Raw genomic sequence first — 15,292 nt, 5'->3', positions numbered from 1 at the left:
CAATTTAGTGGGACCGCAGGTACCGTATCAGCGCTCCTCGAGCTCCTTGCGGGCGGCGCGTTGCCGTTCGATGCGACGGCGGGCGTCGTAGTCGCGCATCCGTTGCGGGTAGCCGACCTTCTGCACGTCGTAGACCGGGATGTTGAGGCGCTCGGACAGCCGCCGTGCGCCGGCATCGCCGCCGGCCCTGCGCCGGGTCCATTCGCCGTCGGCGGCGACCAGCACAACCGTGACGTCGGTGACAGTGGTTTTCGGTTCGACGAACGCCTCGACACCCGTGCGTTGTGTGATCCATTGGCGCAGATAACGCAGATCGGCCGCCGGATCGTGGCCGTCGTTTCCGGTCCTACGGGGACCACGGAACCTGTCGAACAGTCCCACCTGGGCCCTACTCCTTCCGGCTCTACCTCCTTCGATAGTGCCAGAGCCGCGAGACCCCAGGTCTGCGACGAACTGTCGGTCCCGACATGACAGGATGGGAACCGACATTTGACCCGGCACGACTGATCGTTCGAGGGAGTCCACCCACATGGCCATCTCCGTTCAGATGCCCGCACTCGGTGAGAGCGTCACCGAGGGCACTGTGACCCGCTGGCTCAAGCAAGAGGGCGACACGGTTGAACAAGATGAGCCGTTACTTGAGGTCTCCACAGACAAGGTCGACACCGAGATTCCGTCGCCCGCGGCCGGTGTGTTGAAGAAGATCGTCGCGCAAGAGGACGACACCGTTGAGGTGGGCGGCGAGCTGGCCGTGATCGGTGATGCCGGTGAATCCGACGGCCAACCCCCTGCCGCCGAAGAGGAGCCGGCTGAAGAAGAAAAACCCTCGGAGGAACCGGCCGCGGAGCCCGAACCCGAGCCCGCCGCGCAGACCTCCGGTTCAGGTGAGGCCACGTCGGTGAAAATGCCCGAGCTGGGTGAGTCGGTTACCGAGGGGACCGTTACCCGGTGGCTGAAGAAGGTGGGCGACAAGGTGGAGGTGGACGAGCCGCTGGTCGAGGTATCCACCGACAAGGTCGACACCGAGATCCCGTCGCCGGTGGCCGGCAGGCTGCTGTCGATCACGGCCGAGGAGGACGACACTGTTCCCGTCGGCGGCGAACTGGCCAAGGTCGGTGAAGCGGGCGCGGCGGCCGAGCCCAAGCCCGAGCCGAAACCCGAACCCAAACAAGAGGCTCCGAAGGAAGAAGCCAAACCGGAACCGAAGGCCGAGCCCAAGCCCGAGCCGAAGCCGGAACCCAAGCAGGAGGCCAAGCCCGAGCCCAAGCCGGAGCCGAAGCAAGCACCCGAACCTTCGCCGACCTCGGCCGAAGCCGGTCCGTATGTGACCCCGTTGGTGCGAAAGCTCGCCGCGGAGAACGACATTGACCTCTCGCGGGTGAAGGGCACCGGTGTCGGCGGCCGGATCCGCAAGCAGGACGTGCTAGCTGCAGCGGAAGCCAAGAAGGCTCCCCCGGCACCGGAGCCGGCCACCCAAGCACCGGCCAAGGCGCCCGCGGCTGCATCCGTGCCGACGCCCGCGCCCGCCCTGGCGCATCTGCGCGGTACCACCCAGAAGGCCAGCCGGATCCGGCAGATCACCGCAAAGAAGACGCGCGAATCCCTGCAGGCAACAGCGCAATTGACGCAAACCCACGAGGTCGACATGACCAAGATCGTGTCGCTGCGGGCCAAGGCCAAGAACTCCTTCGCCGAACGGGAGGGCGTCAACCTGACGTATCTGCCGTTCATCGCCCGCGCGGTGATCGACGCGCTGAAGATCCATCCGAACGTCAACGCCAGCTACAACGAGGAATCCAAGGAGATCACCTACTACGACGCCGAGCACCTCGGCATCGCGGTAGACACCGAACAGGGTCTGCTATCGCCGGTGATCCACAACGCAGGCGACTTGTCGCTTGGCGGTCTGGCGCGAGCGATCGCCGACATCGCGGCGCGGGCACGGTCGGGCGACCTGAAACCCGACGAGCTGTCCGGCGGCACGTTCACGATCACCAACATCGGCAGCCAGGGCGCGCTGTTCGACACGCCGATCCTGGTGCCGCCGCAGGCGGCGATGCTGGGCACCGGCGCGATCGTGAAGCGGCCCAGGGTGATCGTCGACGACAATGGCAACGAGTCGATCGGCATCAGGTCGGTCAGCTATCTGCCGCTGACCTATGACCACCGGCTGATCGACGGCGCCGACGCAGGCCGCTTCCTGACCACCATCAAGCGACGGCTCGAAGAAGGCGCGTTCGAGGCCGATCTGGGACTGTAGACGGTGGCCAACCCGGTCGTCGCGATTGCCGGTTCTTCCGGTCTGATCGGATCCGCGTTGGTGTACGCGTTGCGGGCCACAGACCGTCGCGTGCTGCGTATCGTGCGACGTGCGCCGTCCAATGCCGACGAGGTGTTCTGGAATCCCGACACCGGCGAGTTCGATGCTTCGACGTTGCACGGGGTCGACGCGGTGGTGAACCTGTGCGGCATCAACGTCGGCGAGAAGCGGTGGTCGGGCGCCTTCAAACAGAGCCTGCGCGACAGCCGCATCGGCCCCACCGAGGTGCTGTCCGCCGCGGTCGTCGAGGCAGGCGTTCCCGCGCTGATCAATGCCAGCGCAGTCGGCTACTACGGCAACACAAACAGCCAGACCGTCGACGAAACCACCCCTGCCGGTGGAGGTTTCATGGCCCAGCTCTGCGAGGACTGGGAGGGTGCGACTTCCGTCGCCCAGCACGACGGCGCCCGCGTGGTGCTGGTGCGCACCGGGCTGGTGCTTGCACCCGCCGGCGGGATTCTGTCTCGCATCAAGCCATTGTTCTCGTTGGGCCTGGGCGCGCGGCTGGGCAACGGCCGTCAGTACATGCCGTGGATCAGCATCGAGGACGAAGTCCGTGCCCTGCTGTTCGCCATTTCGCACGACGAGGTGTCCGGCCCGGTCAACTTGACCGGGCCCGCGCCGGTGACGAACGCCGAGTTCACCGCTGCGCTAGGCCGTGCGGTGAACCGGCCGACCCCGTTGATGGTCCCCGGCTTCGCGCTTCGCACGCTGCTGGGCGAGTTCGCCGACGAGGGTCTGCTCGGCGGACAGCGCGCAATCCCGGCTGCGCTTGAGCGCGCCGGCTTTACCTTCCACCACAACACAATCGGCGAGGCGCTGGCCTTCGCGACGGCGAAGATCAGCGACGGGTAGCGTTTTACCTATGGCGGCATCCATCCGGTCGGCCACCTCGCCCATCGAGGTGCGAAGGCTCGGCACCGTCGATTACCAGTCGGCTTGGCAGCTGCAGCGTGAGTTCGCCGACACCCGCGTCGCCGGCGGCCCCGACACCCTGCTGCTGCTCGAGCACCCGCCGGTATACACGGCGGGCCGTCGCACGCTGCCCGAGGAGCGCCCCGTCGATGACACTCCCGTCGTCGACACCGATCGCGGCGGCAAGATCACCTGGCACGGGCCGGGCCAGCTTGTCGGCTATCCGATCATCGGGCTCGCCGAACCGCTGGATGTGGTGAATTTTGTTCGGCGCCTTGAGGAAGCGATGATCAAGGTGTGCGCTCGGCTGGGGCTCGAGGCCGGCCGCGTCGATGGTCGCTCCGGCGTGTGGGTGCCGTCCGACGGCCGACGCCCTGCACGCAAGGTGGGCGCCATCGGCATCCGGGTATCCCGCGCGACGACGCTGCACGGGTTCGCACTCAACTGCGACTGCGATCTGAGCGCTTTCTCCGCAATCGTGCCGTGCGGGATTTCGGATGCCGGGGTCACGTCGTTGACCGCCGAACTCGGGCGGCGTGTTTCGGTGGCCGACGTGATCGCCCCGGTGGCCGACGCCGCGTGTGACGCGCTCGACGGCCGGCTGTCAGTAGCATTGACACCGTGACGGTCGCGCCGGAAGGTCGAAAGCTGCTGCGTCTCGAGGTCCGTAACGCCGAGACGCCGATCGAGCGCAAGCCACCGTGGATCAAGACCCGGGCGAAGATGGGCCCGGAGTACAAGGAACTCAAGGCGCTGGTCCGCCGCGAAGGCCTGCACACCGTCTGCGAGGAAGCCGGCTGCCCGAACATCTTCGAATGCTGGGAAGACCGCGAGGCCACGTTCCTGATCGGTGGCGAACAGTGCACCCGTCGCTGCGACTTCTGCCAGATCGACACCGGTAAGCCGGCGGAGCTCGACCGTGACGAGCCGAGGCGTGTCGCCGAAAGTGTTCAAGCGATGGGGCTGCGCTACTCGACGGTCACAGGGGTGGCGCGCGATGACCTGCCCGACGGGGGCGCGTGGCTGTACGCCGAGACCGTGCGCGCCATCCGCAAGCTCAACCCGAACACCGGCGTCGAGTTGCTGATACCGGACTTCAACGGCGATCCGGCACTGCTCGAGCAGGTCTTCGAATCGCGGCCAGAAGTGTTGGCACACAACGTCGAAACCGTGCCACGAATCTTCAAGCGGATCCGTCCCGCATTTCGCTACGAGCGCAGCCTCGCGGTGCTCACTGCCGCGCGCGAGTTCGGACTCGTGACCAAGAGCAACCTAATCCTTGGGATGGGTGAGACGCCCGAAGAGGTGCGCACCGCACTGACGGATCTGTACGACGCCGGCTGTGACATCGTCACGATCACCCAGTACCTGCGGCCGTCGCTGCGTCACCACCCGGTGGCGCGCTGGGTCAAGCCCGAGGAGTTCGTCGAGCACGAGGGGTTCGCCAAGAGCCTTGGTTTCGACGGGGTGCTGGCTGGTCCCCTGGTCCGGTCCTCGTATCGGGCTGGCAGGCTGTACGCCCAGGCCGTCGCATCTCGGCCCGCCGTATCCTGACGTAATGGCGAAATCCCGTAATCCTGCCGAGGTGAAGGCCGCGAAGGCCGAGGCAAAGGCGGCGCGTAAGGCGGCGTCCAAGCAGCGCCGCAGCCAGCTGTGGCAGGCGTTTCAGATGCAGCGCAAAGAGGACAAGCGGCTGCTGCCGTACATGATCGGCGCGTTCGTGCTGATCGTGGCGGCCTCGGTGGTCTTCGGGATCTTCTTCGGCGGGTTCACCGGGTGGATGATGATCCCGCTGGGCGTCGTGCTAGGCGCCCTGGTGGCATTTGTCATCTTCGGCCGCCGCGCGCAGAAGTCCGTGTACCGAAAGGCCGAGGGCCAGGCCGGAGCGGCGGCGTGGGCGTTGGAGAACCTGCGCGGCAAGTGGAGAGTCACGTCTGGCGTGGCCGCCACCGGCCACTTGGACGCCGTACACCGGGTGATCGGGCGGCCGGGCGTGATCCTCGTCGGCGAGGGGTCGTCGTCACGAGTCAAACCGCTTTTGGCTCAGGAGAAAAAGCGAACCGCACGCCTGGTCGGCGACATCCCGATCTACGACATCGTGGTCGGCAACGGTGATGGCGAGGTCCCGCTGGCCAAGCTGGAACGCCACATGACCAAGCTGCCTGCGAACATCACGGCCAAGCAGATGGACTCGCTGGAGTCGCGGCTCGCCGCACTGGGCACCAAGGTCGGCCCCGCGGCGATGCCCAAGGGCCCGCTGCCGACGCAGGCCAAGATGCGCGGGGTGCAACGCACTGTGCGCAGGCGTTAACGCCTCACGACCGCGGTGTTGGTCGCCCGGTCCTGTAATCCCCTCAGGTCACGGTCCGTGATCAGCGCGGGGATGACGACCGCGATCAGCGCTCCGCGCGCGAGTGCCCGGCCGAAACCGACATGCAACCGGCCGTCGACGGGCACCACCATCAGTCCCAGCGCGAACTGGCCGGGGGTGAATCCGAACAACCGGACCGAGACGGCACCCAGCACGAACCAGACGATCAGGACGGCCGTCGACAGGCTGGCCATCGACACCAGTCCGAATGTCATCGCCAGAGCGGCCAGCCCGTAGGCGATCAGCCAGTCGACGAACAGCGCGGCGATTCGCCTGCCCATCCGGGCGAGGGACCGCGGGCCGTTCTGCGGCAACCCGAGCCGCTGGCCCGGATAGTCGTTGAGTGTTTGGTCCGGGCTGTTCGACCCCGGTTCGGGACCCGACAACCAGGACCCAATCGTGCGGGCCATACTGTCAGGATAAGCGGGGCCTTTCCGGACCCAACTGCCGCCGCTGCAGCGAGATTGCGTAACTTCAGCGCAACATGCGGTTGACGACGGTGCAACATCGTGTCCATAGCGTCAACCCGCGGGTTTACCAGATCTAAGGAGAGTACTTACGTGGCAGAAAAGACCGCCGACGACATCATCAAGCAGATAAAGGACGAAGACGTTCAGTACGTCGACATCCGATTCTGCGATCTGCCCGGTGTCGTCCAGCACTTCTCGGTCCCGGCTTCGGTCTTCGACGAGAGCGTGTTCGAGGACGGGCTGGCTTTCGACGGCTCATCGGTGCGCGGCTTCCAGTCGATCCATGAATCCGACATGATGCTGCTGCCCGACCCCGACACGGCGCGCATCGATCCCTTCCGCGAAGCCAAGACGCTGAACCTCAACTTCTTCGTGCACGATCCGTTCACCCGTGAGGCCTACTCCCGCGACCCGCGCAACGTGGCGCGCAAGGCGGAGAACTACCTGGCCAGCACCGGCATCGCCGACACCGCCTTCTTCGGTGCTGAGGCCGAGTTCTACATCTTCGACTCGGTCTCGTTCGACTCGCGGATGAACGGCACGTTCTACGAGATCGACTCCGAATCCGGCTGGTGGAACACCGGTGAGCCCGTCGAGTCCGATGGCAGCGCCAACCGTGGCTACAAGGTTCGGCCCAAGGGCGGGTACTTCCCCGTCGCGCCGTACGACCACTACGTCGACCTGCGCGACCAGATGTGCACCAACCTGCAGAATGCCGGCTTCGTCCTCGAGCGCGGTCACCACGAAGTGGGCACAGCGGGCCAGGCCGAGATCAACTACAAGTTCAACACGCTGCTGCACGCAGCTGACGACTTGCTGCTGTTCAAGTACATCATCAAGAACACGGCATGGCAGGCGGGCAAGACAGTCACGTTCATGCCCAAGCCGCTGTTCGGTGACAACGGTTCCGGCATGCACTGTCACCAGTCGCTGTGGAAGGACGGCAGCCCGCTGTTCCACGACGAGTCCGGCTACGCGGGCCTGTCCGACACGGCGCGTCACTACATCGGCGGCATCCTGCACCACGCCCCGTCGCTGCTGGCGTTCACCAACCCGACGGTGAACTCCTACAAGCGTCTGGTGCCGGGCTACGAGGCCCCGATCAACCTGGTGTACAGCCAGCGCAACCGCTCGGCGTGCGTACGTATCCCGATCACCGGCAACAACCCGAAGGCCAAGCGCCTCGAGTTCCGTTGCCCGGACAGCTCGGGCAACCCGTACCTGGCGTTCGCGGCGATGATGATGGCCGGCCTTGACGGCATCAAGAAGAAGATGGAGCCGCAGTCCCCGGTCGACAAGGACCTCTACGAGTTGCCGCCGGACGAGGCCGCCAGCATCCCGCAGGCGCCGACGTCGCTTTCGGCGGTGATCGACCGGCTCGAGGAGGATCACGAATACCTCACCGAGGGTGGCGTTTTCACCGAGGACCTGATCGAGACCTGGATCTCCTTCAAGCGGGAGAACGAGATTCTGCCGGTGCAGATCCGTCCTCACCCGTACGAGGTCGCGCTCTACTACGACGTCTGATTTCGTCGGACAACGCGGGGCGAGGGCTTTCCCTTCGCCCCGCGTTGTTGTTTCGTCGTAAAGTCGGCCCATGACAACCCTGGACGCTCGACTGAACTCGTACTCCCCTGCCGTTCTGAGCTTGTTCCGCGCCATATTCGGGTTTCTGTTCGCCGCATTTGGTGCGTCGAAGCTCTTCGACTGGCCGATCGCTTTCGGCGTGCCCACCGGCAACTGGCCGGTCTGGTACGCCGGCATCATCGAACTGGTCACCGGGCTGCTGATCCTGGTCGGATTGTTTACCCGCATCGCCGCGTTCATCGCTTCGGGCGAAATGGCGGTCGCTTACTTCTGGCAACATCAGCCGCACGGCCTCTGGCCGATCGTCGGCCCCGAGATGGGTGGCAACGGCGGCCTGCCTGCAATCCTGTTCTGCTTCGCGTTCTTTCTGCTCGCCTTCACCGGGCCGGGAGCATACGCGCTGGACACCATGCGCCGCCGCCGTGCGCGGCGCTGACAGCGAACATCCGGCCACTATCCCACCGCCGTCGCCGTCTCCCCGGATGGCAAACGGGTTTACGTGACAAATGACGACGACAGCTATGCCGATTCCCAATCTGAACCGCTGCGGTCCTCAACTCTGCCAGCCGCGAAGTCATCGAGACGCTCCCGGGCAGTCGAATCGCAATTGCGTTCGGTGCCAGCGGAAACCACATCTACGCAGTCGGTTGTCGATTGTCGATACCGCCGACCGGATCAGCGCCGAACACTAGCGACGTTAGCCCCAACGCATTAGTTGCGAAGGGAAACAAGCTCAACGTCGCCACGGGCATGGCGGAGTAGTCACGAAGACCGTGGCTGCGACCGTTTCACCACGATCCTCGTTGTTGCTGCCAGCAAACCGCAGGGAGTCAGCTGAGCAAAGCTTAGGGTTTCTCCCGATATCTTTCTGCCGTCTGCGCCAAATAGGCTGTCTAAAGATTTCGCTGGGGAGCGCGGATCGGGGGAAGGGCACGACTATGGGGTATGCGCGTCATGTCGGACGGGTGGGAGCCTTAGCGGTAGCACTGGGGGTGGGTGTCGCGGTCGCCTCGAACGCGCCGACGGCCCTGGCAGACACGACGGACTCCTCTTCGCCGTCATCCGATTCGTCGAGTACGTCATCGTCGACCGGGTCAACGACGAATACATCCGGTTCGACACAGGATGCCGGCACAAACGGCACGGGCGCCACTACACCGGCCAAAGATGAGCCGACGGGCTCCTCTGCCCAACCGACGCCGTCGCCCACTCCGACGACCGAAAAGCGCACGGCAACCCCGAAGCCGTCGCGGTCCACCGACAATCAGCGCGCACTCGATCCACGTCCGATTGTGCGGCGCTCCGACCAGTCGGACCGCAAGACGACTACTAGCCCACATGCGACGGATCGTTCTTCTACGACCGCTCCTGATTCGACCAAGCCTTCCCGCGAAGACCGCTCCACGGCAGCCGCTTCGGCTGAGTCCTCGCCCGCGCCGAGTTCGGTCACCGTGTCCAAGGATGTCCAGCCTGTACCGGCAGTGGCGACGATCAAGGCCGCCCAGACCCCAGCGACGGTGACAAAGCCGTTGAACGCTGCTCAGATGTTTGCGGGCCTGTTCGGCTGGACCGCGGTGAATCCCTTCGCATCCGATTCGCCGTCAGGCCCTGCCACGCCGGCGTCGATGCTTGAACTCACGTGGGCGGCGTCACGCCGCAACACCGCAGTCGCGAAGAACACCACCACCAGCCAGACACTCACCACCAGCCAGACGTTCACCACACTTGCCGCTGCCGCCAATAGCGACCCGCAAGTGCAATCCGTCACCGTGGGGACGCCCGGCGCGACCGACGGTGTCGTGTTGGGGTCAGTGAATGCGACTGATGCTGACGGAGATTCGTTGTCGTACTCGGTGACCACCACCCCGCCAAAGGGTTCGGTGTCGATGACCGGCAATCAGTTCACGTATACGCCGACGTATGCCGCGCGCCACGCCGCAGCGGCCACCACCGCCACCACCGCCGACAAACAAGACACCTTCACCGTCACCGTCACCGACGGCCACGGCGGCCAAACCACCACCGCAGTCACGGTGTCGCTGGTGTCGACGCCGGCGCCGGTGGTGGGCACGACTGGAGTGGGGTCTCAGCCGACCGGGGTGGTGTTCAGCCCTGACGGCAGCCGGGCCTATGTGACCAATTTTGGGTCCAACACCATTTCGGTGGTCAACACCGCCACCAACACCGTGACCACCACCATCACGGTCGGCAAGGCCCCCTATGCCGCGGCCATCAGCCCCAACGGCGGGCAGCTGTATGTCACCAACGCCGCCTCTAACACCGTCTCGGTGATCAACACCGCCACCAACACCGTGACCGCCACCATCGCGGTCGGCACGGGCCCCTACAGCGCGGCCATCAGCCCCAACGGCGGCCAGCTGTATGTCACCAACACCAACGCCAACACCGTCTCGGTCATCAACACCGCCACCAACACCGTGACCGCCACCATCGCGGTGGGCTCCACCCCGGCCGGGGTGGCCATCAGCATCGACGGCACCCGCGCCTACGTCACCAACCAAAACTCCCACACCGTCTCGGTGATCAACACCGCCACCAACACCGTCATCGCCACCTTTTCCACCGGTGGCTCCAACCCCCGCGGTATCACCGCCAGCCCCGACGGCACCCGCCTCTACATCGCCAACGCCGGGTCGAACACCGTCACCGTCATCAACACCACCACCCAACAGATCACCGCGACCCTCTCGGTACCCACCCTGCCCGTCGCCGTCGCGCTCACCCCCGACGGCAAACGCCTCTACGTCTCCAGCATCGGCAGCTGGTCTTCCCCCGCCGGGGTCGTCACCGTCCTCGACACCACCACCAACACCACCATCGCCACCCTGCCCAACAACACCTGGTCCTATGGCGCCGCAGTCTCCCCCGACGGCACCTACACCTACCTGACCAACCGCAACACCAACACCCTCACCAAAGTCGCCAACACCTCCACCGCCAACCAAAACCCCACCGCATCAGTCACGGTCGGATCACCCGCACCGGCCAACGGCGCAGTCGCAGTAGCAGTCAATGCCGTTGACACCGACGGAGATTCACTGTCCTACGCGGTCAGCACCCCCGCCGGCAAAGGGTCGATCACCATGACCAGCCCCGGCCAATTCACCTACACCCCCACCTACGCCGCGCGCCACGCCGCAGCGGCCACCACCGCCACCACCGCCGACAAACAAGACACCTTCACCGTCACCGTCACCGACGGCCACGGCGGCCAAACCACCACCACAGTCACCGTCACCATCAGCGCGGTCAACACCGCGCCAACGGGAACAGCCAATCCGGGCACACCCAACGCCACCACCGGTGTGGTAGCGGGCGCCGTCAACGGCACCGACACCGACGGCGACACCCTGACCTACACCGGATCCACCACCACAACCAAGGGCTCGGTGACCGTCAACCCCAACGGCACCTTCACCTACACCCCGACCTCCACCGCCCGCCACAACGCAGCTGCTGATACCGCTCCGGCCGCTGACAAACAAGACACCTTTACCGTCACCATCAACGACGGCCACGGCGGCACCACCAACGTCGCCGTCACCGTGTCGATCAGCCCGGCCAACACGGCACCGACAGCGACGACCGATGTGGGCACACCCAACGCCACCACCGGTGTCGTCACCGGCACCGTCAATGGCACCGACGCCGAAGGTGACACCCTGATCTACGCAGGCTCAGCCGTCACCACCAAGGGATCGGTCAGCGTCAACGCCAACGGCACATTCACCTACACACCGACTGCCGCCGCGCGCCATGCCGCGGCCGCTACTACCGCCACGGCCACTGACAAGCAGGACACCTTCACCGTCGCCATCAACGACGGCCACGGCGGCATCACCGCCGTCCCAGTGACGGTCACCATCAGCCCCACCAACACCGCACCGACAAGTGCGACGGCCAACGTGGGTTCACCTAACGCCACCACCGGTGTCGTCACCGGCACTGTCAGCGCCACCGACGCCGACAGCGACACGCTGACCTACACCGGCACCACCACCACAACCAAGGGCTCGGTGACCGTCAACGCCAACGGCACATTCACCTACACGCCAACGGCCGCTGCGCGGCACAACGCCTCGGCCACCACCGCCACCGCTGCCGACAAACAAGACAGCTTCACCGTCACCGTCAACGACGGCCACGGCGGACAGATCAGCACCTCGGTCACCGTGACCATCGGCTCCACCAACACGGCACCGACAGCGACGACCAATGTGGGCACACCCAATGCCACCACCGGTGTCGTCACCGGCAGCGTCAACGGCACTGATGCCGATGCCGACACGCTGACCTACAGCGGCACCACCACCACAACCAAGGGCTCGGTGACCGTCAACGCCAACGGCACATTCACCTACACCCCCACCGCCACCGCCCGCCACAACGCAGCGGCCACCACCGCCACCACCGCTGACAAACAAGACACCTTCACCGTCGCCATCAATGACGGGCACGGCGGCACCGCCAACGTCCCCGTCACAGTGACTATCGGCCCCGCCAACACCGCACCGACGGGGACGGCCATTGCGGGCCTACCCGACAACACGACTGGAGTCGTCACCGGCACGGTGATCGCCCTCGACCTCGACTTCGATCCGCTGACCTACACCGGCGCCACCACAACGAAGGGTTCGGTGACCGTCAACTCCAGCGGCTCATTCACCTACACCCCGACGGCCGCCGCCCGCCACGCCGCCTCGGCGACCAACGCCACCACGGCCGACAAACAAGACACCTTCAACATCACCGTCAGCGACGGTCATGGCGGGACCACCGCGGTCCCCGTCACTGTGACGATCAGCCCCGCCAACGTCGCGCCGACGATTCCCAACCAGACCATCGGCGTCCGTACCCCGATTACAGGTGCCGAGTTCTACCAGGTGGTCGGTACCGACGCCGACGCCGACACGCTCACCTATACCGTGACGACCCAGGCTGCCCACGGAACTCTCTTCAATTCAGGTGGCGGCATTCTCACCTACACCCCGAATGCGGCCTATTACTCCGGCATGACCTCGGGTAGCGACACCTTCACCATCACGGTGACGGACGGTCACGGCGGCACCGTCAACCAACTTCTCACCTACAACTGGTCACCGCTGACCACGCCGACCAACGCGATCAACACATCGAATACGACGGTCGGATTTGCCGATTCCGGGCTCTACTTCATGTCGCAGGCCGACATCAACAAGACGCTCGACCAGATGCAGGCCATGGGCGTCAACAATGTCCGGATCATGATCCCATGGGCCGGCGTCGAGGCCACGAAAGACGTCTACACCTGGACCGCGGTCGACAACGTCGTCAACGCCGCCTACGCGCGCCACATGGGAGTGCTCGGGATCCTGAACTCGACACCGGACTGGGCCGCTACGCCCGGTCAGCCGGCCTACGCCGGTGCGCCGACGGACGTAGCGCAATACGCGGAATTCGCCGGCCTCGTGGCCGCACGTTACGCGGGCAAGGTCACGGCTTACGAGATCTACAACGAGCCCAACACCTACGCCTTCTGGGCGCCGACGCCGGACGCGGCCGCCTACACCCAGGTGCTGAAAGCGGGCTACACGGCCATCAAGGCCGCCGATCCGAACGCCACTGTTCTTGGCGGAGTGCTCATTTCGATCGCAACATGGTCGCCCTACTACGTCAATCCGGTGACCTATCTGCAACAGATGTACGACGCCGGTGCGGCGGGCTACTTCGATGCACTGTCGTTCCACCCGTACCACTACACGCTGAAGTTCTCCGAGGGCGCGCCGTGGTGGGATCTCTCGCCGCTCAACCAGATGTCGATGATGCACGACATCATGGTCGCCAACGGCGACGGCAACAAGCTGATCTGGTCGACGGAATACGGCGAGCCAACAGCGGTGGCCAGTGAAGCGACCCAGGCCGATTACATCGAGGACTATCTGAATGCGTGGAGTCAACTCCCCTACGCCGGACCGTCATTCATCTACACGACTCGCGACACCGATACCGACAGCGGATGGATCGACTACACCTTCGGTGTGCTGCGCGACGACTGGACGCTGAAGCCCGGCGCCTACGAAATGGCATTGTGGGCCGCGACTCACCCACAGTTGGCGTCGGTCACCGTGCTCACGTGAGAGTCAGCCGTCGAGCGCGAGATCCTTGCGGAACTTGCGCATGCCGTCGATCTTCTCGGCTGTGGTCGACTCGGCGCCGGTGTAGAACATCCACGGCATCGTCAAAATGTGGGTGATGCCCGCAGCCTCGGCACGCTCGTAATCCGGGATCGTGAGCGCGTCGGTGAGCGGCGTGAGGATGGTGAAATCGTCCATCGGCAAACCGTTTTCGGCCCGCAGCTCACGTAATCGCTGAGCCGCTGCGATGGCCCGGTCTGTGGTGATCAGGTCACCGATCCACCCGTCGTTACGTGCCGCCCGGCGAAGCGCGATATCGCTGAGCCCTCCGACGTAGATGGGAATGTGCGGCGGCGTCGGCTCCATCTCCAGCCGCGGTGTCTGGTAGAACTCGCCGGCGAATTCCGTCCAACCCGGCTGCCAGAGCGCACGGATCAGATCGAGCATTTCGTCGGTACGCTTGCCGCGACGGTCGAATCGCTGACCCATCAGCGTGAACTCTTCTTCACACCACCCGACGCCGATACCGAGTTCCACCCGTCCGCCGGCCAGGTATGCCGCCGTGCCAACGGCTTTGGCGACCGAATACGGATCCCGCATGCCGGGGATGTACACCGTCGTCACGAAATGCAGATGCGTGGTCGCCTGCGCAAGCGCCCCGACCAACACCCACGGATCGGGCCAGTCGGTGAATGCCTGCCACCGGCGCTGGCCGTCCTTGGTGTAGGGATACGGCGTGGCCAGCGTCTCCAGGTTGACGACATGATCGGGAATTCCGAGCCCGTCGTAGCCGAGGTCGTCAGCGGCCTTGGCTATTTCGACGATCTCGCGGGTTTCCAGGAACGCCGGGCTGATGTAGTACTTCATTCGGCGTCCCGCGCCCAGGTCGGTTGGATGAACACGCCTTCGGCTTCGACGGTCGTTCCGTCGGCGTCGCTGAGATATCCGCGCGCGAAAGTCTTTACGCCTTCGATACGTTCGATGAAGGCCTCGGCGTGCAATGGCCCGAGCGGTGTTCCGCGTAGATAGCGCAGCGTGATGGTCCCCGTGAACTTTGGCTTGGTCAAACCGTCGCTGGCCGCCTCACCGAGAATGTGGTCGAGCACCAGTGCGCAGATGCCGCCGTGCACCCAACCTGGCGGGCCCTCGTATGCACCGCCCAGACTGAACTCGCTCCACGCTCGCCCGTCCTCCTCATGGTGGATGATCATCGGCGGTGCAATTGCGTTGCGCAGCCCCACAGCGGGATTGGCCCACGCCAATGGACGTCCGGTGCTCTCATGGCGCAGCGTCGACGTCGCGGTGCGGCGCTTGCTCTCGAGCATCGCCGTCACGGCCTCGATCGCGGCCTGTGCGTCGCGGGCGGTTGCTTCGTCGACGCCGGTGTGGATGCCCGCGTCGATGAGCTTGCGGATCGCGTCGGTCAGCGGTTCGTACAGCACTCGTTGGCGCTCGTACTCCTCCGCGCCGATCACCTCGACACCGAAATCCATGC

At 65.1% G+C, this 15,292-nt stretch carries 13 protein-coding genes; 8 read left to right on the top strand and 5 right to left on the bottom strand.

Going from position 1 to position 15,292, the window contains the following annotated elements; all coding sequences use genetic code 11:
* Positions 1–27: 27 nt before the first annotated feature.
* Positions 28–381 (bottom strand): oxidoreductase, encoded by a 354-nt coding sequence (locus VJV41_RS25210; protein ID WP_325338377.1) that lies wholly within the window; start codon positions 379–381, stop codon positions 28–30.
* A gap of 148 nt (positions 382–529) precedes the next feature.
* Here VJV41_RS25210 and sucB point away from each other — a divergent pair, with 148 nt between their 5' ends.
* The 5 genes from sucB to VJV41_RS25185 are packed head-to-tail and all read left to right on the top strand — an operon-like array spanning position 530 to position 5,546.
* Positions 530–2,260, top strand: coding sequence for a 2-oxoglutarate dehydrogenase, E2 component, dihydrolipoamide succinyltransferase (sucB, locus tag VJV41_RS25205; protein WP_325338375.1), 1,731 nt, complete (start codon positions 530–532; stop codon positions 2,258–2,260).
* Positions 2,261–2,263: 3 nt separating this feature from the next.
* Positions 2,264–3,175, top strand: a complete 912-nt coding sequence (locus VJV41_RS25200; protein WP_325338374.1) for a TIGR01777 family oxidoreductase — start codon at positions 2,264–2,266, stop codon at positions 3,173–3,175.
* 10 nt (positions 3,176–3,185) lie between these two features.
* Positions 3,186–3,860: a lipoyl(octanoyl) transferase LipB gene (lipB, locus tag VJV41_RS25195; protein ID WP_325338372.1), complete on the top strand. Its 675-nt coding sequence runs from the start codon at positions 3,186–3,188 to the stop codon at positions 3,858–3,860.
* Positions 3,857–4,789 (top strand): lipoyl synthase, encoded by a 933-nt coding sequence (gene lipA / locus VJV41_RS25190; RefSeq protein ID WP_325338370.1) that lies wholly within the window; start codon positions 3,857–3,859, stop codon positions 4,787–4,789. Before lipB ends, lipA begins: the two co-directional genes overlap by 4 nt.
* Positions 4,790–4,793: 4 nt before the next feature.
* Positions 4,794–5,546, top strand: a complete 753-nt coding sequence (locus tag VJV41_RS25185; protein WP_325338368.1) for a DUF4191 domain-containing protein — start codon at positions 4,794–4,796, stop codon at positions 5,544–5,546.
* Here the strand turns inward: VJV41_RS25185 and VJV41_RS25180 are convergent.
* Positions 5,543–6,016 (bottom strand): RDD family protein, encoded by a 474-nt coding sequence (locus VJV41_RS25180; RefSeq protein WP_325338366.1) that lies wholly within the window; start codon positions 6,014–6,016, stop codon positions 5,543–5,545. The two genes, VJV41_RS25185 and VJV41_RS25180, sit on opposite strands and share 4 nt — an antisense overlap.
* A gap of 150 nt (positions 6,017–6,166) precedes the next feature.
* Here VJV41_RS25180 and glnA point away from each other — a divergent pair, with 150 nt between their 5' ends.
* Complete coding sequence (gene glnA, locus VJV41_RS25175; protein WP_325338364.1) at positions 6,167–7,603, top strand: type I glutamate--ammonia ligase; 1,437 nt, start codon at positions 6,167–6,169, stop codon at positions 7,601–7,603.
* Positions 7,604–7,673: 70 nt separating this feature from the next.
* Positions 7,674–8,099 carry a DoxX family protein gene (locus VJV41_RS25170; RefSeq protein ID WP_325338362.1) on the top strand — a complete coding sequence of 142 codons (426 nt, stop codon included), beginning with the start codon at positions 7,674–7,676 and terminating at the stop codon, positions 8,097–8,099.
* A 516-nt stretch (positions 8,100–8,615) separates the two neighbouring features.
* Here the strand turns inward: VJV41_RS25170 and VJV41_RS25165 are convergent.
* Complete coding sequence (locus VJV41_RS25165; protein ID WP_325338360.1) at positions 8,616–8,921, bottom strand: hypothetical protein; 306 nt, start codon at positions 8,919–8,921, stop codon at positions 8,616–8,618.
* A 223-nt stretch (positions 8,922–9,144) separates the two neighbouring features.
* Here VJV41_RS25165 and VJV41_RS25160 point away from each other — a divergent pair, with 223 nt between their 5' ends.
* A complete protein-coding gene (locus VJV41_RS25160; RefSeq protein WP_325338358.1) occupies positions 9,145–13,800 on the top strand; it encodes an Ig-like domain-containing protein in 4,656 nt (1,551 codons plus the stop codon).
* 3 nt (positions 13,801–13,803) lie between these two features.
* Here the strand turns inward: VJV41_RS25160 and VJV41_RS25155 are convergent, their stop codons facing one another.
* Together VJV41_RS25155 and VJV41_RS25150 are read right to left on the bottom strand one after the other, a co-directional pair.
* A complete protein-coding gene (locus VJV41_RS25155) occupies positions 13,804–14,664 on the bottom strand; it encodes a TIGR03619 family F420-dependent LLM class oxidoreductase (protein ID WP_325338356.1) in 861 nt (286 codons plus the stop codon).
* Complete coding sequence (locus tag VJV41_RS25150) at positions 14,661–15,290, bottom strand: PaaI family thioesterase (RefSeq protein WP_325338465.1); 630 nt, start codon at positions 15,288–15,290, stop codon at positions 14,661–14,663. Before VJV41_RS25150 ends, VJV41_RS25155 begins: the two co-directional genes overlap by 4 nt.
* Between the last annotated feature and the right edge of the window lie 2 nt (positions 15,291–15,292).

It is taken from the genome of Mycobacterium sp. (assembly GCF_035274705.1).
In the GTDB taxonomy this organism is placed as follows: Bacteria; Actinomycetota; Actinomycetes; order Mycobacteriales; family Mycobacteriaceae; genus Mycobacterium.
Note: the sequence above shows the minus strand (reverse complement) of the source record. Positions and strands in the feature narration are given on the sequence as shown.